Raw genomic sequence first — 23,813 nt, 5'->3', positions numbered from 1 at the left:
TGCAAGGAAAACTCGGTGGTTTCGCACTGTTGGGCCGCGCGTTTCTGTCACGGGCAGGGGATAGCGTAATCCGGACATCCCGATTGTTGGGCCGAAGCGGGAAACCGTTTCCCCGCTCCGGTTTCTCAGACGTACAGCGATCAGTCTTCGAGCAGCCACTTGCCGAACAGGCCGCCGATGACGCCGCCGAGGATCGGCGCGGCCCAGAACACCCAGACCTGCGTCAGAGCTTCGCCGCCCGCAAAGATCGCCGGACCGAAGCTCCGGGCAGGGTTCACGGACGTGTTCGAGATCGGTATCGACATCAAGTGAATAGCGGTGAGCGTCAGGCCGATCGCGACCGGCGCCAGCAGAGCAGGTCCATTCGCGCGCGTTACGCCCATGATGACAACAAGGAAGAAGGCCGTCAGGACCGTCTCGAGAATGAAGACTTCAGTTAGGCTTGCTTTGAGCATGGACAATTCGCCGTAACCGTTCGCAGCGAACGTCGCGCCCGTGTGACCGACGAGCGAGAATACTCCGCAGGCGGCCAGCGCGCCGACGACTTGCGCGATGATGTAAGGCACGGCCTTGCTCGCCTCGAACCGGCCGCCCGCGACCAGCCCGAGCGTGACAGCCGGATTGAAGTGACCGCCTGAGATATGGCCAACCGCATACGCCATCACCATGACGGTGCAGCCGATAGACAACGCGACGCCGAGAATGCCGGCTGCGCCCGCGGGCGCTCCGAATGAGTAAAAGGCGGCGCCGAGAACGGACGCCATAAGCATAAAGGTGCCGGACGCTTCGGCTGCGATTGCTCTGCTATTCATGCAAAATTTCCCCCTGAGGCAATGTCCACCGCGCGCAGCGATTCTCTTGCTCCGAATCGCCGCCACGCCGAATAATCGTAACTGAGATCGGCTTATGGAGCGAGCCAAGCGGCGCCCACATCGGTTAAATCAGATTGCAAAAAAAGCGTTGGAATCCGGTCACAAATCGAGAATTGCTTATTTGTCATATTAGCTGAATTGATTTTCTGGTTGGTGCTCCGAGGCGTAACATGCGTTCAGCAACGGTGAGATCGGGTGCCTTGTAGCAATCGCGTATGCACGGCCATGCTGATAACTGGCGGCTAGACCGAGGGTTTTCGACAGATGACTGCAAACGCCTTAGCGAAGACCGAATTGGTGGCGGAAACTGTCAGCCCTCCCGCTGCGGCGCGATCGAAGGGTCAACGCCGCGGCGAAGCCATTCGCGAATTGAAGAAGCGTGATAACTCGACGAACTTCTCTCACATCGGTTTTGTCTACCTGGTGATCGCGGCCGCGATTGGCGGCGCGCTCTGGAGCTATTCCGCCGTTGCGGCCGCAGGCTTGGAATGGTGGTGGAATATCCCCGCGACGCTTGTTGCGATCGTCGTGATCGGCGCCTCGCAGCATCAGTTTGGCGGCATCATTCACGAGGGCACGCATTTCATTCTGTTCGAGAACAAGATTTTGAACGAGCTGGCGTCCGATTGGTTCGCGGCATTTCCGATCTATACGTCGACCTTCCACTTCCGTTTGCACCACCTCGCGCATCACCAGTTCATCAACGATCCGGTGCGCGATCCCGATTGGGCGCAGTTGCACGACAGCGGCCACGACCTCGATTTTCCGATTACGCACTTCGAGATGCTGGCCGCGCTCGGCAAGCAAATCTGGCTGCCGAATTTGTTCCGCTACACCATTGCGCGCGCTCGCTACAGCGCGCTCGGGACCGTGAACAACCCTTATGTCGATCGCGAAAAGCGCGGCGAAAGACTTCCGACGCTGGCCGGAATCCTTTTTGCCATTGCCGCCCCGGCTGCAGTCGTTCCTTTGGTTCGCTCAGGACATGGCGCGCTGGCGTTTGCCGCCCTCGGCGCACTGACGGCCGTTGTCGTGACGTACTTCGCGCGCCTCGACGAGAACAAGCTTCCGCATGCGCACGTCGAAACGGTCATCTCGCACCGCACGACGAACATCAGTCGCGTCGCCTTCATGGCGACCCTCTATGCGGCGTTGACCGCGATCGAAGTCGGCGGCTGGGGGCAGGCGTGGAGCTACTTCGCGCTACTTTGGATCGTTCCTCTGTTCACGACCTTCCCGCTGTTCATGATCATGCGCCAATGGGTGCAGCATGGAAATGCTGATCGTGGGCGCTATACGAATTCGCGCGTGTTTCTCGTCAATCCGTTCATCCGCTATGCGGTGTTCCCGTTCGGCATGGACTACCACCTGCCGCATCACATCTACGCGTCGGTTCCGCATTACAAGCTGCATGGCCTACACGAACTGCTGCTGCAGGACCCCGAATATCGCGAGAAGGGAGTCGTGGTCGAAGGCTACTTCAACTCGCCGTATGGTGAGATCGAGGACCGAAATCCGACCGTCATCGAGGTGTTGGGAGAGAAGTACGCGCCGAAGGACCAGCAAGAGGCCTACGTCGATACCTCGACGCTCGAATATGCCAAGGTCCGAAACCCCGACGCGATCGAGCGCGAAAACCGGGATTCGCTGAAAGAGGGTTAGAAGCGATCTCACACGCGATGCGCGTTGAACGCGCTCGCGGTCATGGCCGTGCTGGCCATGACGATGGACGTTAGATGTCCAGGTCCTTGGCGAAGGCTGCACGCTCCTGAATGAAACGGAAGCGTGCTTCGGGCTTTGATCCCATCAGCGAATTCACGACCTCGGATAAGCCGTCGCGTTCCCCTTCGCCGATTGAGACGCGCAGCAGCGTGCGCCGCCGCTTGTCCATCGTCGTTTCCTTAAGGTCCTTGAAGTCCATCTCGCCGAGACCTTTGAAGCGCGTGACCTTCGGCTTCTTGCCTTTGAAATGCGTCTCGAGGAGCTGATCGCGATGCGCTTCGGTGCGCGCATAGACGACATCCGACTTGTCGGAGACTTTGTAGAGAGGCGGCACGGCAAGAAAGAGATGCCCATTCTCGATCAGCTCGGGCATCTCCTGATAGAAGAATGTAATCAGCAGCGATGCGATGTGCGCGCCGTCGACATCGGCGTCCGTCATGATGATCACGCGCTCGTAACGCAGATCTTCGTCACGATATTTCGCTGCTGTGCCCGCGCCGAGCGCTTGTACGAGATCGGCCAGAAGCTGGTTCTGCGAAAGCTTCGCGGACGACGCGTTCGCGACGTTCAGGATTTTTCCGCGCAGCGGTAGAATGGCCTGCGTTTCGCGATCTCGCGCGCTCTTGGCGCTGCCGCCGGCCGAGTCGCCCTCAACGATGAAAATCTCGGTTCCCGCAGCCTGCTGGATCGAGCAGTCGGCGAGCTTTCCCGGCAGACGCAGCTTGCGCGTCGCCGATTGCCGGCCGACTTCTTTTTCCCGCCGCCGCTTCAGACGCTCTTCCGATTGATCGACGGTCCATTCGAGCAGCTTCGTCGCCTGCTGCGGAGAATCCACAAGCCAGTGATCGAAAGCGTCGCGCACCGCCGTCTCGACGATCTTCGTCGCTTCGACTGACGCCAGCTTGTCTTTCGTCTGCCCCTGGAATTCCGGTTCGCGGATGAACACGGAGAGCGTCGAGGCTGCCGTTCCCATCACATCTTCCGACGTGATCTGCTGCGCCTTCTTGTTTCCGGTCAGTTCGCCGTAGGCGCGAAGCCCCTTGTAGAGAGCCTGCCGCAAGCCGTTCTCATGCGTGCCGCCGTCGGCAGTCGGCACGGTGTTGCAATAGGAGAGCGAAAAACCGTCCTCGTCGGAAATCCAGGCGACGGCCCACTCGACCGAGCCGTGCCCGCCGTCCTTTTCGATCCGGCCCGAAAAAATATCCTTCGTGACGCGCGTGCGGCCATCGATCGATTCGGTCAGATAGTCGGCGAGGCCCCCGGGGAAATGGAACACGGCTTCCGGCGGCGTGTCGTCCTTGATGAGTTCCGGCGCGCATTTCCAGCGGATCTCGACGCCCGCGAAAAGATAGGCTTTGGCGCGCGACATCTTGAGAAGCCGAGCGGGCTTGAACGCAGCGCCCTTGCCAAAAATCTTCTCGTCCGGACGGAAACGCACCTTCGTTCCGCGCCGGTTCATGATCGAGCCGAGCTTTTCCAGCTTCGTCTGTGGAATGCCGCGCGAAAAGACCATGCGATAAAGCTGCTGGTCGCGCGCTACCTGCACTTCGAGCGTTTCCGAAAGCGCGTTGACGACCGACACGCCGACGCCGTGCAGGCCGCCCGACGTATTGTAAGCCTTGGAATCGAACTTGCCGCCCGCGTGCAGCACGGTCAGGACGACTTCGAGCGTGCTCAGGCTTTTGTTCTTCGGGTACGGGCCGACAGGAATGCCGCGGCCGTTGTCGGTGACGGCCAGGAAGCCGTCGGCGGAAAGCTCGACCTCGATCCATGTCGCGTGACCGGCGACCGCTTCGTCCATCGAGTTATCGATCACCTCGGCGAAAAGGTGATGCATCGCCTTTTCGTCGGTGCCGCCGATGTACATGCCGGGGCGGCGGCGAACGGGCTCCAGGCCTTCGAGAACTTCGATGTCATGCTCGCTGTAACCCGTGCTATCTGACGGTTTACGGGCGCGCGACGATTTTTCAGTCATTTCGCTGTCGAATTCCGAAAAGAGATCAATCTGCGATCGGCCCATGAGCAATCCTCAATCATGTCACGCCGACAGGCACGCGCCGGAACCCGAAAGAACCCGAAGCGGCCTGACGCACGACAGCAGAACCGCTGAGGCGAATCTTGGAGACGTCCTTATAGACTGAGCCGCGCCCCACGCCACCACGCGCAATGAGCTTTGTGGCCGAACCGCCACTTAAGACGGGCTTCCGGCTGCGACATTGTCGATAAGCCGCGTCTTCCCGAGCCATGCGGCGGCCAGGATACGCAGCGGTTTTCCGGGCGACACGGACGCGCTGAGCGTCGAAGCGTCGCGAATGTCAATATAGTCGACTTTCGTGAATCCCGCCTTCACGAGGCGTGCCGTGGCATCCGTTGTCACGACGCTGAATGGCGTTCCGATGGCGATTTTCTCCGCCGCATCGGTGATCGTCGCATAGAGCGCGGGCGCAATGGCGCGCTCCTTCTCCGACAAGTAGGCGTTGCGCGACGATAGCGCCAATCCGTCCGTCTCGCGCACAGTCGGCGCGGCGATGAGCTTCAGCGGCATGTTGAGGTCGTCGACCAGCTGCCGCAGAACGGCGAGCTGCTGGTAGTCTTTTTCGCCAAAGATCGCGACGTCGGGCGTGACCTGGTTGAAAAGCTTGGCGCAGACCGTCGCGACACCGTCAAAATGGTGCGGCCGGAACGCGCCTTCGAGATCGGCCGCCGCGCTGCCGGCTTTGATGCCGGTCGAGAAGCTCGCCGGATACATTTCCTCGACGCTTGGACTCCAGACGAGATCGGCTTCGGCCGCCGTGAGCTTGGCATGGTCACCGGCTTCATCGCGAGGATAGCGCGCCAGATCCTCGTGCGGGGCAAACTGCGTCGGATTGACGAAGATGGACACGACCACCTTGTCGGCGCGGTCTTTGGCTTGCCTGACCAGCGAAACATGTCCTGAATGCAGCGCGCCCATCGTCGGCACCAGCGCAATCGTTTTGCCGGCGCTGCGCCAGTCGGCCGTGACGTGTCTCAGGTCCCGGACGGTGGAAACGGCTTTGACGGAATGGCTCACGGCGCGCGCCTTATTCTGCTGAGAATCGAGGCCGTTCCTGCCGCTAGACGAGGTGGCCCGTCAAGACAATTGGATGCTGACTACGTTCGAGAGCAGAGCAGCGGACATTTTCGCGATCTGCTATGCTTGGTCCGGCAGGCGAATCGTCGGCGGCGCCTGGATATAGCGGGTTACAAATAATGGTCGCGGCATTGCGGCACGAGGATTTACAGCGCGCTCTTCCCCCCCGGGATGAACTTTCCGCGCAATATTTGACGGACGAGCCGCGGCTCGTCGGCGCCTTGATCGAGCGCGCTTTCTTCGCCGAAGATGAGCGTCGGCGTATCGCCGACGTCGCGCGCAGGCTTGTCCACACCGCACGCGCCAGCAAGGCCGACCATTCCGGCGTCGACGCCTTCATGCACGAATACGGCTTGGCGACGGACGAGGGCGTCATCCTGATGTGCCTCGCCGAGGCATTGCTCAGAATTCCTGATACCGAAACGGCGAACGCATTCATCGCCGACAAGATCGCGGGCGGGGCATGGGACAAGCATCTCGGCCAGTCCGATAGCCTGCTCGTTAACGCCTCGACCTGGGGCTTGATGCTCACCGGGCGCATCGTAAAGCTCAAGGAGGCCAAAGGCGCCAATCCTCTGCAAGCGCTGAAACGCCTCGTCGCGCGCTCGGGCGAACCGACGATCCGCCTTGCCGTGCGCCAAGCGGTCCGCCTGCTCGGTGAGCAATTCGTGCTGGGCTCGACGATCGAAGCCGCGTTGTCGCGCGCCCGAGCCTTCGAGGAAAAAGGCTACCGCTTCTCCTACGACATGCTGGGCGAAGCGGCCCGCTCCGAGCGCGACGCAGAGCGTTACTTCCAACGCTATATGGCCGCCATCGACACGGTCGGAAACGCCGCGCCGCCGTTCACCGCCACCAATGTCGACGCAATTTTCGAACGGCCGTCCATTTCGGTGAAGCTGTCGGCGCTGCATCCGCGCTTCGAGCCGGGCAAGGAACACCGCCTCCATGCCGAGCTTGCGCCGCGTCTGTTGACGCTCGCGCGCGCGGCGCGGGCAAAAGGTCTTGCGCTGACGATCGACGCCGAGGAACAGGATCGGCTCGACCTTACCGCCGGCATATTCGGCGAGATGCTGGTCAATCCGCAGCTCGACAACTGGAACGGTCTCGGCCTTGCCGTTCAAGCCTACGGCAAGCGCGCAATCCCGCTCATTCGTTGGCTTCGCAGGCTTGCCGAGCAGACCGGCAAGCGCATTCCGGTGCGGCTCGTCAAAGGCGCCTACTGGGACAGCGAGATCAAATGGGCGCAGGAGCGCGGCCTTGAAGATTATCCCGTGTTCTCGCGCAAGCTGCACACCGACGTCTCTTATCTCGCGGCGATGCGCCTTTTGATTTCGGAGCCTGTCGCGTTCTATCCGCAGTTCGCGACCCACAACGCGCACACGATTGCGTCGGCCTCCGTCGCCGGCGGCGCGATCGAATTCGAATATCAGCGTCTGCACGGCATGGGCGAAGCCCTCTACGAGCAGATCGTCGGCGTCGGACAGTTTGGGCGTCCGTGCCGGATTTACGCGCCCGTCGGCGGTCATGAGGATTTGCTCGGCTATCTCGTGCGCCGATTGCTTGAGAACGGCGCTAATACATCCTTCGTCAACCGCTTGGGCGACGATGAAACGTCGGTGTCCGACATCATCGCCGATCCGGTCGAGATCGCGGATCGGGAATATACCTCCGGCGACCGCCCGGCGCTGCTCATACGCCCGCGCGACATCTATCTTCCAGAGCGCAAGAACAGTGCCGGATTGCCGCTCATCGAGGCAAGCGTCCGGCAGTCCCTTTTTGCCGATATCGGCAAGGTCTTGAAAACGCCCTTCGCGGCGGGACCGATCGTCAACGGCACGGCCACGACCGCCGGCGACGCAGCGGCATTTGCGGTCTCGCCGCACGATCATCGCGAACGCATCGGATCGGTCCGGCTCGCAACGCCGCAAAATCTTGAGGATGCGATTGCGAGCGCGCGCAATGCGTCCGCGCGCTGGGAACGAACGGACGCGGCTGAACGCGCTCGTATTCTTGAAACGGCGGCCGATCTTTTCGAGCGCGACCGCGTAACGTTGCTGGCGGCGCTTATCCGCGAGGCGGGTAAGACGCTCGACGCAGCTCAGGCCGAGCTTCGCGAGTCGGTCGATTTTCTCCGCTACTATGCGGTTGAGGCGCGGCGGTTGTTTTCAAATTCGATCCGGCTACGCGGCCCGACCGGCGAAGACAACACGTTGACGCTCAGGGGGCGCGGACCGTTCGCCTGCATATCGCCGTGGAATTTCCCGATCGCGATCTTCACGGGACAGATCGCGGCGGCGCTTGCGGCTGGAAATCCGGTCATCGCGAAGCCGGCCGAGCAGACGCCGATTGCAGGCTTTCTCGTCGTCAAGCTGCTGCACGAAGCCGGAATTCCGCGCGATGTCCTGCATCTCGTCACCGGAGGCGGCAAACTCGGCGAGGCGCTTGTCAAGGATGCACGCGTTGAAGGCGTCGTCTTCACCGGCTCCGGCGAAACGGCGTGGGCGATTCAGAAATCGCTCGCCGACCGGCGCGGCGCGATCGTCCCCTTCATTGCCGAGACCGGCGGCATCAACGCGATGATCGCGGATTCCTCCGCCTTGCCGGAACAGGTGGTCCGTGATGCCGTGCGCTCAGCGTTCGACAGCGCCGGACAACGTTGCTCCGCCGCGCGCATCCTGTTCGTCCAGGACGAAAGCGCATCGCGAATTCGTTCCATGCTCGCCGGTGCGATCGAGGCGCTCGATGTCGGCGATCCGCTCGACTATGCGACCGACATCGGTCCGGTCATCGATGAGTCGGCGCAGGATCTCCTAGAAAGCCATAAGGTTCGCATGCAGCGCGAGGCCCGCGAGATCGTCGACCTTGCGATGCCGGAAGCCTGTCGCGCCGGCACATACGTCACGCCCGCGCTGTTCGAAATCGATCGTCTCGCCAAGCTCGACCACGAGGTCTTCGGGCCGATCCTCCACATGATCCGCTATCAGCGCGATCACCTCGACAAAGTCGTCGCGGCGTTGAACGCTACCGGCTACGGCCTGACGCTCGGTCTTCACAGCCGCATCGAAAGTGTCGCCCAATACGTTTCCGAGAATGCGCGTGTCGGAAACCTGTATATCAATCGCAACCAGATCGGCGCCGTTGTCGGCGTCCAGCCATTCGGCGGCGAGGGCCTTTCCGGAACCGGTCCGAAAGCGGGTGGCCCGAATTATCTTTTACGATTTGCAACGGAACGCACGCGCTCGACCGACATCACCGCGACGGGCGGCAACTACACGCTGCTCAGCGGGAAAAACCCGGCAGGTTGATGACGTCGCGCATCGGGAAGATTTCATCGCGGCGTTGAGGGTCGACCTTCGACGGCAAGATCGAGTTTGAAAGCGAACTCGTCTTTACGCCGCCGCCGCATGGCAGTCATCGCCGAATTTCGAATTTGCTTAGGAAAAATTCCGTCACATCGGGAAAAATTCCCAACATATTCAGCGTTGATATTCGGGTGTGCCTCGCTAGAACGAAATGACATTCCGGAAGTCAAAGCTGAGCGCGGGCAACTTGTGAAGCTACTCGTCGTCGAGGATCATCCGATCGTCATTTCAGGGTGCAGGGCGCTATTTTCCGAAGACGAAGGCGTGACGATGATCGAGGCGCGCACGGCTTCGGCGGCGCGCACGGCGCTGAAAAACGAAGCTCCCGATGTGTCGGTCATCGATATCAATCTTCCCGATGGCTCGGGCCTCGAGCTGACGCGTGAATTCATTGCGCACGATCCGGACGCCAAGGTCGTCGTCTTTTCGATGAGCGACACGCCGATGCTGGCCATTCAGGCCATCGAATGCGGCGCCAAGAGTTACGTCAGCAAGAATGGCAGCCCCAGCGATCTGAAGAATGCGGTTCTCGCCGTGGCGCGTGGCGATCTTTGGATTTCGGACGATCTCATCCAGGAAATGGCGCTGCTGCGCGCCAAAGCTCCGGGGGCAACGACGTTCCTGAGCGAGCGCGAGCACCAGGTTTTGAGGATGCTGGCGCGCGGTCGCAGCATGGCGGAAATCGCCAATGATATCTCGGTGTCGTATAAGACCGTAGCGGCTGACTGCGCGATGCTGAGAACGAAGCTCGGCGCTCGAACCTCTTCGGAAATGATCCGTATCGCCGTCGAGTTGAAACTCGTGTAGGATTTCGGTAGTCGGACGCCACGCCGCCAAGCCAACGCGGTTTTTAGTGCGGCGGTGACGAGTTCCGCGCGCCATGCGCAATGCGCTGGCCTGACTTCGGAAGACCGGCCAATTCCCACGCCGCATCGCGAAGTTAACGTACCTCCTCCGTGTCAATGGGAAAAATTCCCGATTCAATAGGGAAAATATCACCTTACATCGGGAATTTATCCTGATGTATCGTGCAACTCGTTCATGTCTTCAGGAATTAATCCTGTCGGGCGAGAACGAGAGGCACTGGGTTGCGCCCACGCAATCCTTAAATCGGAGTTCGACACGGATGAAGCTCAAACTGTTAGGCTTGGCCGCATTGCTGCTGGTTCCGGGATTGGCCGCATCGGCCCAATTCGACAAGGCGATGGCTGCATCGGCATCGCTGACGGCGCTCGATCCGGACAATGACGGTACTGTTGACGTGCCGGAAGCGAAGGCGGCAGCCGCAAAGCTGTTCACCAAGCTCGATCCGGATAATGACGGAACGCTCGATGCGAAAGAGCTATCGGGCCGCGTCGACGAAGCTGGGCTGAAGGCGGCCGATCCTGACAATGATGGAACGCTGGACCAGAAAGAATACGAAGCCATCGTCGAGGCCCGTTTCAAGGCAGCGGATCCGGATAACGACGGCACGCTCGACGATAAAGAGCTAACGACCGACGCCGGGAAAGCATTCCTGCTTCTCGTGGAATAAATTCTCATTACTGCACTGCCGGGTGACCGGGCGGATACAATAGCCACGCGTTCGTCTGTGCATCCGGCAGTGCGGTGATTGATGTTTGCCGAATCTCCCTGCAACTTTTCAAGAAAAGCAAACATCCACGGGAAGGACTCTCTCAGGAAGCGCTCGACTGACCTAAATTCAACCTCGGAGGTTATCCGTGCAACGGTCAACATCTCCACTTTTCTCAGGCATTGCTTTGGCTGCAATTGCCGGATGGTCAATGTCCGCTTTCTCTGAAGCTCCGGCCCGCGTGAAGGGGTATTTCTGCGGCGCTAAAAGCGAACAGGTCGCCTATATGCAGCGGCTCGCGGCCGGCGACAGCGAAGAAATCGCAGCCAACACCGTCAATAAATCGGCAGGCAAACAGACCTGCGCCTATTTTCTCCCCGCCGATGCGATACCGGTCAAGGATCAGGTCGTTCTGAGTGGCGGCCTGGTTTTCAAGGTGCAAAGCTTCGTTTTCCTGCCGGAAAAGGTTGAGCGCTGGACGGGGACGTATTTCGGTTCGATGCAGACGAAATCGAAGTACGGGGACATCTAGCTCGCAATTCTTTGTAGCGTCACAAGTCCTGTTTCGGACCGTGGTCGGGGAGAACGCCGTCCGGCAAGCATGGCTTGCCGACTGCGATGCACTTGAACGTGTTTCGCGGGCCTGAATGGCAATTGACGGCCTTGTCCTTCGAGTTATCCCAGAACTCGTAGCCTCGTCCGAGTGCGCCCGCGCGTGACGACCACCATACCGTCGCGGCTTTTTTTGCGTCGTCCTCAGTCGCGGCGGACGCCTCGCCGCTCTCGACCTGTGAGCCGCAAAACCGACCCTCCGCTGATGCGGGCCCGCTTGCTATAAAGGTCGCACACATGAGCACTGCGCAGCTCGCGTTGATGAACTTCAGCATTAGGAAACTCCTTTGATCGGGTTGTCATTCAATTGGCGTCACCGTGAAACCCCGTTCACGGAGCAACGCGACGAGGCCTTGAAGGCCGAGGTGATGCATGGCGCCGACGGCAATGAACAGGCCGCCCTTATCGAGGAAGGGTAACGCACGCTCCAGCATGCGTGCATTGCGTTTGCTGACCAGTTCATCGCGCAATGAAGCAAGCGTCGCGTCGTCGAGGCCGGCATTCGGCGCCATTTCCCGAGTGAGAGTCCACGCGGCATCCATGCGCCGGAAGCGATATAATTCGGACATCGTCTGGGTAACGTCATCGACGCGAGGATGAAGCTCGATGCTCGCCTTCAACCAGGTCGCCTGCAGTTCGGGCGGAATGGAGGCGAGAGAGCTATATTGCTCGTATGTCGTCTCGAGTCCGACGATCCGCGCTCCGATCGCCTGCGCTCTTTCGACGACGATGGTATCCATCGGCTTCAGCCCGCGTTCCTGAAGCTGGCGCTGACAGGGCGAGTCCGCCAGGAACATCGTCGCGGCCCACGGCTTCAATCCGAGAGCCAGCTGCGAGGGATAACCGGCATCGGCCAGGACTTTCTCGACGACGGCCATTTCATCGTCGCCAAGAATGCGCTGCAATTCTCGATCATGCGAAACCATCAACGGCTGAGCTCGTGTCATCGCATTGGTCAATGATGCACGCGATGTCTCGGCAGCTTCGACGGCAACAACCTTCGACGCGTCGATGGCGGCGAGCGTCGCTTGTGACAAGCTTTGCAGGTTCGTATCGATGACGTGAACCGTGCCGAACAGGAACGATGCCGGCACGCCGGCTTTATCAATACGCCAGAGAACAGCTTCGCTATTGGCGACGAGACTCGCGTCGTTGAGAATCTTTTCGAGCTTGCCTCTGTCGCGATGATCGATCTCATAGAGCACACTGGTCGGCACGCATGCCGTGTCATCGGCACCTTTGGAGATTGCTGGAAATGCCGCCTCTGTCGTGACCGCGAATATCAGGGCAGCGCTCCATAGGAGAAATCGTTCAACGCGGCGCGGCAGCCGCGAGCACTCCACGCGGTCCATCGGGAGTCGCAATGCGCTTGATCTCTGTATTGGTTGTGAGGTCGATGACCGAAACGCTCGCAGAAAACCAGTTTGCGACATAGGCCTTGTTCCCATCCTGGATGACTGCCAGCCCTTCAGGGTATCGTCCGACTTTTACTTCGGCGCGGGGTTGCCGTGTGTTTGCGTCGAATATGGAGACGCTTCCGCTCGCCTGGTTCGAGACAAGAAATTGTGAGCCGTTCTTAGTGACGGCGAGGCCGTAGGGCATTTTGCGCGTCTCAGATGAGAAGACGACAGTAAGCGACGACGTATCGATGATCGACAGCGTTGCCGATTGCGCGTTGGCCACGATCAGTTTTGTCTGGTCCGGCGTCAGCGTCAACGCGAACGGAGCATGGCCAACGCCGATCTCCTTGATCAAGATCTGCTTATGAGTGTCGATAACGGAAATGGTATCGGCTTCCCGGTTGGCGACGAAGAGACGAGAGGCATCATCGGAAATCACCAGATGTGCTGGCGAACGGCCCGTCGGAATGGACTTCAGAATTGCGCCGGATTTCGCGTCGACCACAGAGACTCGATCCTTGCTCCAATCTCCGACATAGAGTGTTCCGACGCCATCGACGCCGATGCCGAACGGCTGGCCGCCGATATCCAACGTGCGCACGACGCTGTGCGTCTTCAAATCGGCGACGACGATCTTTCCCGTTTCCGGCTGTGTGATGAACGCGTCGCCGGACACGGGATCGATCGTGAACGATGCAGGCTTGCCGCCAAGCTCGATGCGGGCGGAAATCTCATCGGCTTGCGTATCGATGATCGCGAGCACGCCCGCATCTTGGCAGAGGACGTAAATCGCCTGATGCGTTTCGGCGGCCTTTGCCGAAATCGCGGCAAGTGTCAGCGCCGCCAATACGCCGACGACGCGCCTCATCACTTGCCTTTACCTTCCGCCTTCGCCTTGATTCCGGCAAGTCCAGCCTGGAAGAAGTCGGTCGTCGCCTTGGTTGCGGCTTCGTCGTTCTTGTCCTCGGGCGGCTCATTCGTCGTGTCGGCGCGATAGAAGCGCGACGTCCATTCGACTTCGCTGCCGCCATCCGCAGGGCGGACCGAGATCTGATCGGAATAGAAGCTCACCGGAAAGGCGTCGACGTTTTCTTTGAGCAGCCGGTATTCGATCGACATCTCTTTCTCGTTGTAGGCGTCGAGGCTTTCGACGATGTCTCCGCCGCTTTTGAGCGTCAGCGTGCGCGTCGCACCTTCCTTGTTGCCGCCTTCCGCAGCCACTTTCGCGAGGCCCGAATGCCAATCGCCGATCGAGCCAAACTCCTTGATCACCTCCCAGACGGCCGCCGGCGGAGCCGCGATGGTGATCTTCTCGTCGGCCTTTTGCGGCGTCGGTCCGTGCGCGCTGGCGGAACCGAAGCTTGCGGCGAGGACAAAAAACGAAACAGCGAGAGGACGGACAAAATCCATGCGTTTAAGCTCCAGATTGCGAGGGAAGAAAGCGCGCCAGACGAGCGCGATTGAATATCCGGGGATCGCCGATGATCGACAATCCGTAGAGAAGAACCATTGAGAGAAGTGCCAGCGCGGCCGGGATGTAGGCCATGTTCGTGGATGTCGCCACAACGCGAGCTTTTGTCGAAGCCATTAGCGCGTCTGAGATGCCGCCGGATTTCTGGAGCTCGACGTATGTCAGGCCAGTCTTCTCGGCCAGCTCCTGAAGGTGCGCCGTCTTCACCGACGAGAGATGCTCCTCTCCCGACTCCGGCGCCGCGCCGAACGGCGCGTTGCGCGGATTGTAGCCTTCGCGCGATTCCGCTCCGGGAGGCGCAGCGCCGATGCGGTTATCTTGCGGAACGTCACTCGGTCCATAAACGCCGGCTTGGCGGCCCTCATCGTCGTATTTCGGGATGGGAACTTTGTCTGTTCCGCCGACGCCGACGATCAGACCTTTGACATCGCCAATCTTGCCTTCGAATGGCGGCGTGCCGGTGAAGGGAAGAGGCGGCGCCTCCTGTCCGTCCGTCAGAAAAATGAGATCGGATTTGAGGCTCGCCGCGATATCGATCGCGGAATAAAGCCCCTTGGCGATATAGCTGTCGCCTTGCCATGCCATGCGCCAGTCGAGTTCTGATAGGGCGTCTTCGAGACCATCATAACTGTTGCAGATCTCGACGGGGTTGAAGAGCAGGAACGAAATGCGTTCGGTGAAAACACCCAAACCGAGACGCGATTGGCAGGGCACGTTTTGAACGAGATCTATAAGCGCGTTGCGTGCCGCTTGCAGTCGGCTCGCTGACCCCGGCGGGCGCCCCATATCGCGCGTGTTCATACTGCCCGTGATGTCGACGATTGCGACGGCATCGACCACGTTCTGATTGCGAATGAAATGAAAGCCGACGAGTGCCGCAAGCGTCAGCGCCAGTCCCGCCATAAGCAGAAACATGCGGCGATCCCACGCTATGGCGAATGACGTCATGGCAAGCCCTTCGGCACGCCCGGCAGGTCGGTCCACACTTTCTTGGGCGTCGCCTGTTCGTCGTCCGGCAGGTTTTCCGCTTGCGGAAGATCGCGAACGATGCGCATCGCAATATCGAGATTGAACTTCGTATTCCAGTCGTTCGGATCGAGTTTGAGCGCCAGCCGATATTCGGATTTCGCGACGTTGATCAGCGCCGCGGCATGATCGAGATCGCCCTTTCGGACAAACTCCGAGCCTCTGCGCGTTCGCTCGTTGGCGATGTTGTAAAGTGCGCGAGCGCGGACGCGAGGATCAATTCTCGCTTCGCTGCTGCTGAGCAACGTTTGGGCATCGTCAATGCGATCGTGGAAGATCAATTGATTGACGCGAGCAAGAATGACCTCCGACGGCGAGCTTTTGGGATCGATGGAAACGTCCTTGTTCGCGACCAGCGAGGCAATCGCATCATTCGCGCTTCTTGCCCGCAAAACCTGCACGACTGTTGAAGCCGTAAAGAGCAATGCCAGCAGGGCGATCATCCATAGGATCGGACCGCGCCACGGCAATATGGGCTTGAACATGCTAAGCAGCATGTGCGCTACCCCGCTTCGGCATCACCGATCGCTCGAAAAATTTTGCGGCGAGAAGCGTAGCCATGCCGAGCGCCGCAAGGCTGTAGGCCCACCGCGATAGATCGTATTGAGGAATGCGCTCGCTGTAGACGATCGGCGTCTGCTCCAGCTTGCCGATTTCGGTAATTGCGGCCTTCACCGCTTCAGGGCTTTCAGCCTCGAAAGCGCGGTAGGGAACATGCAGCCCCTGCAGGAACATGTTCAGATGCCGTTCGGGGAGAACTTGTGGGATGTCGTCGACGCCCGGAGGCGGCGGCTCGAAAATGCCGTTCGTGCCCTTCGTTCGAAGATAGAGCCAGTAAAGGTGCACGGGCTGGCGCGCGAATTCGGCTCTCAGCGTCTCCTGAACGCGGCGTGCGATCACGGCCGCGCCATCTGAGACGAGCACGATGGCGCGCGACGCCTGCGATACGTCCTCCTGCGTCATGTCGAGAGCCATCGCCAGTCCGCGTCCGACATCCGTAAAGGCCAACCCCGGCCGGTCGATCGCGTCGATGGCTCCGAGAATGAGACTTTTGTGATCCGTTATCGGCAGGACATGGATCGGCGCCGTTGAGAACGCGGCGACGCCGAAGCGGTCATGGGCACGTTCCGTCACGAAGTCTTTGAGAAGACGCTTGGCCGCTGCAGCTTTCGACTCTTGCCCGCCACTTGGTGGCTGCCCCGCGAAGGTATCATCCATGCTGGATGAACGATCGATCAGCAGGACGATATGCGCGCCTTGGCCAAATCGATCGATCGCACGTTCCCTGAGCGAGAGCCCAGCGATGCCGAGGATGAGCCCGAGCATAGCCAGCGCGCCGGCAAGCCTGAGTCCGAGCGCAATGATTTGCGACGTTCGGTCCGCTTCGAAGCCGCCGAGCGACGGATACCCCTCCTGGCGTTGCGCGCTGAGCAGCAGCGGCAGGATCGCGAGCGGCAATAAATAGAGCGCCAATGGATTGGTGAAGATCATGCGGCCGCCTTCTCTTCACGTGCGAGATCGGCCGCCAGCTTTCGAACGTCCTCGATCGAAAATGTGCTTTCAGCGGTTTGTTTGTTTCCGGAAAAGAAGAAGAGGCGCGAGCTTTCAAAAAATTGCTGAAGTTTTTCCTTGAGCACGGCGAAACGCTGGCGTTGGCTAAGGAATGTCGAAAGATCTTCGGCGAATAAGCGCCGCCCATAGGATTCGTCGAACGCGCGATGAAGCGCAATCAGGGAATCTCCATAGAGTGTGTCGCCGGCCTTCGCAGATTGAAGTTCCCGAATGCGGCGATCCGCGATCGTGAACGGCCGTCCTTGCCGTTTCGCAAAGGGGCCCTTGGCGTAATGCCAGAGCAGCAAAACAGTCGACAGCGCCAATGCAGCAAGGGCAACGCCGAGCAGCGTCGTCTGTCGCGATGTACCGATAGCGTGAGCTTTGGCATCGGGCGCCATGATGTCGGCGATTTCAACCGACTTTCCCGACATGAAGTCGCTGATCGCATATTCGCGCAATGGCGACATGATGATCTGAAGAGCGGGGATCAACGCGACATCCTGAGGAGGCGGCGTGGCAATCTCTCCATTCGCCGCTGGGGCCTCCGGAGCTTGTGCGGCAGGAGACGGTCCCACGTTTCGGAACTTCAGCGGATACGCCGGTATCTTGACTTTCACCGGCTCGATCGCTGCATAGAACGTCTGATATTTGAGCGTAATATCGTGAATCTTGCGGCCCTGATCGTCGCGAACCTTATGATCGACGCCGGTAAGTTCGAGCCAATAAGTCAGCGGCCCGGGACGCGGAAGCCCTGCCGTCAGAAGCTCGGTATCGCCAGTCGTTACAACTTCTATCCGGCGTTCAAACGTATCACCGATGAAATATCCGAAAGCCCGGGGCTCATAAATATTCACGGCCTCGACCGCCGCTGCGCACGGCCCGGAGCTGATGAGCAGAATTGCAAGGATCAGCCAAGCCCGCATCACACGCTTCCATAAAGAAGAAATGACGTGAGACGCATCCAGTCGATGCGATCGCGTATCGTGAACATTTCTCGCGCTGTCGTGTCGAACACTTGTCGCGTGCGCTCGCGCTGCTCTTTCCGAACGGCCTGCCAGCGCGCCTTGAGAGAGGGTCGCATCGCAACCAGCCGGCGCGAGCCGGTTTCGAGGTCGCGCAGATTGAGCAGACCCCAGTCGGGCAGATCGTCCAGTTGCAGGCTGTCGTCGATTTCGATCGGCACGACATCGTGGAATGCGAGCGCTTCAGCTGCAAGGCGCGCGTCTTCGGTCGACCAAAGAAAATCCGACACGAGGAATACGAGCTTGCGCGTTCCCGATACGGCCGTCGCCGCTTCCATGACTCCTTGAACGCCAGGTTTTTCCGGCGTGTATTGGCGCAACTTATCGATGGCTTGCGAATGCGCCGCGCGCGAAAGCGTCCTTTGCAGACGCAGGTCCTCTCGGAGCGCGCTGTCGAAGGGGATGAGCGAGAAGGTATCGCCGGCACGTTCAGCGCAGACGGCGAGCGCCTGCGCCAGGTCCGCCGCGAGAGAAATCTCATTGCAGCGGCCCTCGAATGCCATCGATGTCGAGACGTCGACAAGAACGGCCACGTCGATCGCACTCGGCTGCTCGAAGCGGCGCACGAGAAGGCGCTCAAACGGATCGTTCAGCGAAGCCCGGATCGCAATTCGCCTGGGGTCGGGAAGCGAAAGCAGGGGCACGATATCGCGGAAGCGGCCGCCACCTCCATAGAGATGACTGCGATGCGAGCCGGCTCGGATGCCGCTCGTCCGCCAGGGAATGCTATAGGCGACGTCTCGGAGTTCGTCACTCACGGCGCGGGAACCTTCGCGAAGACGTCGCTGATCAACGCGCGAACGAGTTCCTCGCGGCGGAGCTCGTAGACGGGCGCGAGGAAGATGCGGTGCGCCATGCATTCGTAAAAGATGTCTCGGATATCTTCCGGCACGACCATGTCGCGGCCGGTGAGCCATGCCGAGACGCGTGCGGCGCGGATCAGGTAGCTCATGCCGCGAGGGCTCGCGCCACCCGCGACCAGCTTGCTGACATCGACGCCCGCGACGCTCAAACCGGCGCTCGATGGGTTGCGCACGGCATTCCAGAGATCGAGCGTATATCGTTCGAGCGACGGGCTAACGGTGATCGTGGACTGAATGACCTTCGCAAGCGCATTGAGCTGGCGATAATCGACAACGCCTTCCTTCAGCATGCCAATCAACGCATCGACGTCGTGAAAGCGCGTGTCAAACAGGAGTTGACGACGTGACTGTTCGTCGGGCGGCGTTCCGATTGCAACTTCCATCAGGAAGCGATCGCGCGCGGCAGCGGGAAGCTCGAACGTCTCTTCGCGTTCAATACGGTTCCGGTCGGCGAACACCAGAAGATAAGGGAACGTGTGTTCGGTATTGAAAGCTGTGATGCTGCGCTCCGCCATCAAGCGTAGCAGCAGAGAGTGAACCTGCGGGCGGGCGCGGTTGATCTCGTTGAAGAAGAACACCGAGAGATCGCCGCCATGACGGAGCACGGGGCCTGGCTCGACGCGCGGTTTGCCCTCTTCATTCAGGAACGTGTAATAAATCATGTCCGAGGGCATCAAATCGATCGTGCCTTCGACGCGTTCGTAAGCGCCGCCAAGCGTTCTCGCGACGGCTCGGAGCAACGTCGTTTTGCCGACGCCGACATCGCCTTCGAGCAGGACATGGCCTCGCGCGAATATCGCAATGATCATGAGACGTATCGCGCGTTCCTGCCCGACGACCGCCTTCGCAACCTCGCTTTCGAGTTCGAGCGCACGCTGGCGCCAATCCGCGAGGTTCATGCTTTCCATGTCTGCCTGTTCTTGTTGTGAGCCCGCGAGCGCGCGATTCATCGTGGCATTTTCCATGCGAAACGTCCGCCCGCGACCATGATCGGTCGACGGCCTACTTTGCCGAATGAAAAATGGGGTGCTGCAACTGCAGCACCCCAATGACCTCGGAGAGGAAGTCTTGTCTTAGCGTGGCAAGATCCCGAGGGTCTTTATGGGGCGCGCGTCTACTGGATCTTCTTGACGTCGTAGACCCACTTGCCCGTCTTCTTGAAGTGCGCGGAACGCAAAGCGTTACGCTCTTCTTCGCCCTTCCGCGATACGCCTTGCTTGGCCAGTTCCTTCGGATCGTGCTTCGGATCGTACTTCGAGCCCGCGATTTTGTCCGGGAAACCAGGCTTTGGTTCCCAGCAGTTGCCGGGCGCTTTGCAGTGCGTGCCATCATACGCCAGTGCGGCCGGCGCGGTCGCAGCGACGAGACCAGCGGCGACGATCACAGCGCCCGCCAAGATCGGGAGTGAACTCTTCTTCATCGGCTTTCCTCCATCTTCTACTTTGCTCGGGCGGCTTCGCCGCCCTTGTTGTTCCGTACCAGCATGGGACCGCCCGTTGGTTTCGGGACGGCGGCCAGACTAGTTTCCGGAAATCTTGCACTGCGCCTTTTCAGCCGCAGCTTTGCCCGTCGCTTCCCAGGCCTTGATGTCGAAGATCTTGAAGTTATTTTTCTGCTCGTCAGTCAGCCATTCGGCTTCTTTGACGTCGTCTTTCTGGATGTGGCGAATCCAGGCGATGAGCTTCAGCATATTGTCGAGTTCGAGATCCTGGCCATGCGGACCCATCATGCCGTTGGCGCCGCCGAAGATCGTTTCGAACATGCCTTTGTCGGTCGCGTTTTTCGGGTATGTCCAATAAGAGTCGTTGAGACCCGGTCCGACTTTACCCTCGCCGAGATGGCCGTGGCAGCCCGAGCAAGATTCGAGATAAATTTCTTCGCCCTTGGGCAGGCAGCCAGCAACTTCGACATAGGGGTCGACGCCCGTCTCCAGGAACTTTTTGACGGCTGGCGTGTCTCTGCCTTCTTTCGGCGATTGGCCTTCGATGTCGAGAGCTTCGCCGGTCACTGTATTCCGAAAGACTTCCTGTGCACTGGCACTTGGACCGAACGCCGCCAATGCACAGAAAGCCAGACCCGCTGCCGCCACCGTGAATTTCAATTGTGATCTAAGTCCCACTTGTCCACTTTCCTCGATATTACCGGCAGAAGCCGGGCGTTTATTGATTGGATGCCGGAGGGACGAGAGGGATTCCCTCATCCTTCAAAACATCTTCGATTTTTGATTGCACCTTGGGCAACGCTTCATCGATCGCGGCGAGTAACGCCTTATCGTCCTTGCGAACGGCAAACGATTGGTTGAAATGGAACGGCACCTTCATGCCGTCCGAGCGAACGTTATTGTCGGGCACGACAATCAGTTTCAGCGCGTCGTTCGCCTTCACATAGCGCGCGACTTCCGGAGCAAACGCCACCGCCAGCCCGGCAGTCTCGTTCGCGACTTCGTTGACCATGCGGTCAGGCGGGATGCGCGTGTAGGTGTTTCTGCGATCTTTGAAGTTCGTCAACGACGATGCATAGTTGATGCTGTCGTTATACAGGTCTTCCTTTTCCATCATGACCGATGCGGGCGTACTCGGCACGAAACCGATCTTCCCCGCCTTCGCCAAGTCCGGGCTGTCCCAGTTCTCGATCTTCAAGGGAGAGTCTTTGCGGATGATGAAAACGTAGGGTGCGCGATAGTAGGGCTTCGACGTCAGAACGCGTTCGTCGCCCGTATCGGTTCCGACGACGAGGTCGCAGAGCTTATTGTCGAGCTGGTCGCGAACCGCATAGATCGCAGGCTTTGGCGACCACACGAATTCTGCTGTGCGGCCGATGCCGCCAGCGATGATCTTCGCGATTTTGTTTTCGAAGCCGGTTTCGTCCTTGGCAGAATACGGCGCTTCATTTGCTGCTGCGCAGACACGAAGGACGGAATTATTGCTTGCGGCATTGGTTGCCGTCTCTTGCGCAAAGGATGGACTGATCGACATCCAAGCTAGGAAGGAAAGCCCGGCGACAAGCACGGGTCCGGAAACCGTTCCGGTGGTGCTGTGGCTTCTCTCCGTACGGATACTAAGAGGCATGCGCGAAAATACCTTTCGAATGCTGGTCAGAGTCGTCTGACGGCTTGTGATCTCGAAATCCGAAGTCGCCAGCCTTCGGGGCAATCGCGTTGCAAGGAACTCGCGGGGCGGCTCGCCATGTAGTGAAGCTAGAAATGACTGCCGCCGCGCGGCCCAGCATCCTCGCAGACGCTAAGCTTGTGAGGGGAGATCGCGGCACCGTTTGATGCCGTGCCGCGATCCCGAGCTTGCGTTAGCCCTTCGACCACTCGCCGACGTTCACGTCATCGTAGGGGTTCTTGCCATCAAGCGAGAACACTTCGAGACTGCCGCCCATCTGCGTGTAGTTCTGCAGGTTCTTGAACGCGCCAACCGCGCCGAGGCCTGCTGTCGGGTCCTGAAGGTCGAACACCAAGCCAACGCCCGGCCAACCGCCAACGCCCGACATCACAGCAATGTACTGGATGCCCTTGTGCTCGTAGGTCATCGGATAACCGATGATGCCCGACGGCAGCTTATGCTTCCACACCAGCTCGCCGGTGTCGGAGTTGCGGGCCTTCAGGAAGCCATCAAGCGTTCCGTAGAACACGAGATTGCCTGCGGTCGCGAGCGTTCCGCCCCAGACCGAGAAGCGCTCCATGTGCTCCCACTTGTAGGTGTTGTTGATGGCGTCATAGGCCTTGATCTGGCCGAGACCGAGATAGTTCTGACGATCACCCTTCGGACCGGGGTACATCCACAGCGTCGCGCCGACGAAGAACTGGCCGGCACGATAGGGAAGCATGAATGGTTCCCAGTCCATGCAGATGTGGTTGATACCTACGAAGAACAAACGCTTCGTCGGATCATAGGAGTCGTGACCCTGGTTATGGTAACCCATGGCCGACGGGCAGATGTCGGTACCCTTGTGATCCATACGGGTGCCGTATTCCGGATCGCGAACCGGCAGACCAGTCTTGAGGTCAACCGTCTTGAAGACGTTGACGGTATCGTCAAGCTTGTCAGCCGAGATCAGGTCACCGTTTTCACGGTCGAGCGTATAGATGATGCCGTTACGATCGGGATGCGTCAGAAGCTTGCGCTTCTTGCCGGTCTTGTCGGTCTGTTCCGACAGCATGATGACGTTGACGCCAGCAAAGTCCCACTCGTCGTGCGGGGTCTTCTGGTAGCCCCACTTCATCTTACCGGTGTCAGCATCGCGGGCCGTGATGGTCATGGTCCACTTGTTGTCGCCGGGACGCATCGTCTCGTTCCACGGAGCGGGGTTGCCCGACCCGTAATAGATCAGGTTCAGCGACGGGTCGTAGGCGTACCAGCCCCAGTTCGTGCCGCCGCCGATCTTCCAGGCGTCGCCTTCCCAGGTCGCGGTGCCGAGGCCCTTTTGACCGTAGTGCGGATTGGCGCTGTTGAAGTCGTCAGCAAGACCGACTTCAGCGTCGGGTCCCGTTGCATAGTAGCGCCAGGCCTGCTCACCAGTCCTGACATTGTAAGCAGTCACGTGTCCGCGAACACCGAGCTCGGCGCCCGACGAACCAACGATCGCCAGATCATGAACGACGGACGGAGCCTGCGTCAGTGTCTGACCGACCTTGATGTCGCCGTTCTCAACTTTCCAGAACTCTTCACCCGTCTTGGCATTCAGGGCAACGAGATGGCCGTCGAGCTGCGTCTTGATGATCAGTGAAGGCGTTTTGTCATCGCCCGGCCAATAGGCCAGACCGCGGTTTACGAGGTCGCAGCAAGCAACCGAGCGTGCCGCCGGATCCTGCTTCGGGCTGTGCTGCCAGAGGATGTGGCCGGGGTCGTTGAGATCGAGTGCGAACGTTTTGTTCGGGAACGAGCTGTGAACATACATCACGTCGCCGATGACGAGAGGAGCACCTTCATGGCCGTGCAGCTCACCGGTGGAGAACGACCAAGCATGCTTCAGCTGCTTGACGTTGTCCGCGTTGATCTGCGTCATCGGGCTGTAGTTATTCGAATCGTAGTTTTTGCCCGGCATAACCCAGTTTTCGTTGCTGTTTGACAGCTCGACGAGCTTGTCATTCGCAAGCGCGCTGGTGGCCGCGCCCATCTGCATGGCAGCAGCTAACGCCATGCAGGACGCCGACATCAGCATCGATGTGCTAACGAGTCTTTTCATGCCAATTTAACCTCGCGTTTCCAATCCCAGCTAT

General features: G+C 59.6%; 22 protein-coding genes. 5 read left to right on the top strand and 17 right to left on the bottom strand.

What is annotated here, in order from left to right; genetic code table 11:
• Positions 1 to 140: 140 nt before the first annotated feature.
• Positions 141 to 812, bottom strand: a complete 672-nt coding sequence (locus WC026_RS04590; protein ID WP_372709626.1) for an aquaporin — start codon at positions 810 to 812, stop codon at positions 141 to 143.
• A 324-nt stretch (positions 813 to 1,136) separates the two neighbouring features.
• On the opposite strand from WC026_RS04590, the gene WC026_RS04585 reads away from it, so the two are divergent.
• Positions 1,137 to 2,534, top strand: coding sequence for a fatty acid desaturase (locus WC026_RS04585; RefSeq protein ID WP_372709625.1), 1,398 nt, complete (start codon positions 1,137 to 1,139; stop codon positions 2,532 to 2,534).
• A gap of 70 nt (positions 2,535 to 2,604) precedes the next feature.
• On the opposite strand, the gene parE is transcribed toward WC026_RS04585, so the two are convergent.
• Together parE and panC are read right to left on the bottom strand one after the other, a co-directional pair.
• Positions 2,605 to 4,614: a DNA topoisomerase IV subunit B gene (parE, locus tag WC026_RS04580; RefSeq protein ID WP_372709624.1), complete on the bottom strand. Its 2,010-nt coding sequence runs from the start codon at positions 4,612 to 4,614 to the stop codon at positions 2,605 to 2,607.
• Between the two features lie 171 nt (positions 4,615 to 4,785).
• Complete coding sequence (panC, locus tag WC026_RS04575) at positions 4,786 to 5,646, bottom strand: pantoate--beta-alanine ligase (protein ID WP_372709623.1); 861 nt, start codon at positions 5,644 to 5,646, stop codon at positions 4,786 to 4,788.
• Between the two features lie 179 nt (positions 5,647 to 5,825).
• Between panC and putA the strand changes: the two genes are divergently transcribed.
• From putA to WC026_RS04555, 4 genes are all read left to right on the top strand, one after another.
• Positions 5,826 to 9,011 carry a bifunctional proline dehydrogenase/L-glutamate gamma-semialdehyde dehydrogenase PutA gene (gene putA, locus WC026_RS04570; protein WP_372709622.1) on the top strand — a complete coding sequence of 1,062 codons (3,186 nt, stop codon included), beginning with the start codon at positions 5,826 to 5,828 and terminating at the stop codon, positions 9,009 to 9,011.
• Positions 9,012 to 9,257: 246 nt separating this feature from the next.
• Positions 9,258 to 9,875 (top strand): response regulator, encoded by a 618-nt coding sequence (locus tag WC026_RS04565; RefSeq protein WP_372709621.1) that lies wholly within the window; start codon positions 9,258 to 9,260, stop codon positions 9,873 to 9,875.
• A gap of 319 nt (positions 9,876 to 10,194) precedes the next feature.
• Complete coding sequence (locus WC026_RS04560; RefSeq protein WP_372709620.1) at positions 10,195 to 10,602, top strand: EF-hand domain-containing protein; 408 nt, start codon at positions 10,195 to 10,197, stop codon at positions 10,600 to 10,602.
• Between the two features lie 250 nt (positions 10,603 to 10,852).
• Complete coding sequence (locus WC026_RS04555) at positions 10,853 to 11,173, top strand: hypothetical protein (protein ID WP_372709619.1); 321 nt, start codon at positions 10,853 to 10,855, stop codon at positions 11,171 to 11,173.
• 19 nt (positions 11,174 to 11,192) lie between these two features.
• Here the strand turns inward: WC026_RS04555 and WC026_RS04550 are convergent, their stop codons facing one another.
• From WC026_RS04550 to WC026_RS04485, 14 genes are all read right to left on the bottom strand, one after another.
• A complete protein-coding gene (locus tag WC026_RS04550) occupies positions 11,193 to 11,528 on the bottom strand; it encodes a hypothetical protein (protein WP_372709618.1) in 336 nt (111 codons plus the stop codon).
• A gap of 24 nt (positions 11,529 to 11,552) precedes the next feature.
• Entirely contained in the window at positions 11,553 to 12,470 is a 918-nt protein-coding gene (locus tag WC026_RS04545) for a TraB/GumN family protein (RefSeq protein ID WP_372709617.1), read from the bottom strand.
• A gap of 94 nt (positions 12,471 to 12,564) precedes the next feature.
• Positions 12,565 to 13,521, bottom strand: a complete 957-nt coding sequence (locus WC026_RS04540) for a beta-propeller fold lactonase family protein (protein ID WP_372709616.1) — start codon at positions 13,519 to 13,521, stop codon at positions 12,565 to 12,567.
• Positions 13,521 to 14,063 carry an SRPBCC family protein gene (locus WC026_RS04535; RefSeq protein ID WP_372709615.1) on the bottom strand — a complete coding sequence of 181 codons (543 nt, stop codon included), beginning with the start codon at positions 14,061 to 14,063 and terminating at the stop codon, positions 13,521 to 13,523. The genes WC026_RS04540 and WC026_RS04535 overlap by 1 nt, the downstream gene beginning before the upstream one ends.
• A gap of 4 nt (positions 14,064 to 14,067) precedes the next feature.
• A complete protein-coding gene (locus tag WC026_RS04530; protein ID WP_372709614.1) occupies positions 14,068 to 15,072 on the bottom strand; it encodes a vWA domain-containing protein in 1,005 nt (334 codons plus the stop codon).
• The gene (locus WC026_RS04525; RefSeq protein ID WP_372709613.1) at positions 15,069 to 15,647 is read right to left on the bottom strand and encodes a hypothetical protein; all 579 of its coding nucleotides are present in this window, start codon (positions 15,645 to 15,647) and stop codon (positions 15,069 to 15,071) included. Before WC026_RS04525 ends, WC026_RS04530 begins: the two co-directional genes overlap by 4 nt.
• Positions 15,637 to 16,641 (bottom strand): vWA domain-containing protein, encoded by a 1,005-nt coding sequence (locus WC026_RS04520; RefSeq protein ID WP_372709612.1) that lies wholly within the window; start codon positions 16,639 to 16,641, stop codon positions 15,637 to 15,639. Before WC026_RS04520 ends, WC026_RS04525 begins: the two co-directional genes overlap by 11 nt.
• Positions 16,638 to 17,627, bottom strand: coding sequence for a nonribosomal peptide synthetase MxaA (locus tag WC026_RS04515; RefSeq protein WP_372709611.1), 990 nt, complete (start codon positions 17,625 to 17,627; stop codon positions 16,638 to 16,640). Before WC026_RS04515 ends, WC026_RS04520 begins: the two co-directional genes overlap by 4 nt.
• Complete coding sequence (locus tag WC026_RS04510) at positions 17,627 to 18,484, bottom strand: VWA domain-containing protein (protein ID WP_372709610.1); 858 nt, start codon at positions 18,482 to 18,484, stop codon at positions 17,627 to 17,629. Before WC026_RS04510 ends, WC026_RS04515 begins: the two co-directional genes overlap by 1 nt.
• Positions 18,481 to 19,539, bottom strand: a complete 1,059-nt coding sequence (locus WC026_RS04505) for an AAA family ATPase (RefSeq protein WP_372709609.1) — start codon at positions 19,537 to 19,539, stop codon at positions 18,481 to 18,483. The genes WC026_RS04510 and WC026_RS04505 overlap by 4 nt, the downstream gene beginning before the upstream one ends.
• A 164-nt stretch (positions 19,540 to 19,703) precedes the next feature.
• Entirely contained in the window at positions 19,704 to 20,009 is a 306-nt protein-coding gene (locus WC026_RS04500; protein WP_372709608.1) for a methanol dehydrogenase, read from the bottom strand.
• 99 nt (positions 20,010 to 20,108) lie between these two features.
• Positions 20,109 to 20,708: a cytochrome c(L), periplasmic gene (moxG, locus tag WC026_RS04495; protein WP_372709607.1), complete on the bottom strand. Its 600-nt coding sequence runs from the start codon at positions 20,706 to 20,708 to the stop codon at positions 20,109 to 20,111.
• A gap of 40 nt (positions 20,709 to 20,748) precedes the next feature.
• Complete coding sequence (gene moxJ, locus WC026_RS04490) at positions 20,749 to 21,657, bottom strand: methanol oxidation system protein MoxJ (protein ID WP_372709606.1); 909 nt, start codon at positions 21,655 to 21,657, stop codon at positions 20,749 to 20,751.
• A 232-nt stretch (positions 21,658 to 21,889) separates the two neighbouring features.
• Entirely contained in the window at positions 21,890 to 23,749 is a 1,860-nt protein-coding gene (locus WC026_RS04485) for a methanol/ethanol family PQQ-dependent dehydrogenase (protein ID WP_372709722.1), read from the bottom strand.
• Between the last annotated feature and the right edge of the window lie 64 nt (positions 23,750 to 23,813).

The organism is Hyphomicrobium sp., assembly GCF_041674905.1.
GTDB lineage: Bacteria > Pseudomonadota > Alphaproteobacteria > Rhizobiales > Hyphomicrobiaceae > Hyphomicrobium_B.
Note: the sequence above shows the minus strand (reverse complement) of the source record. Positions and strands in the feature narration are given on the sequence as shown.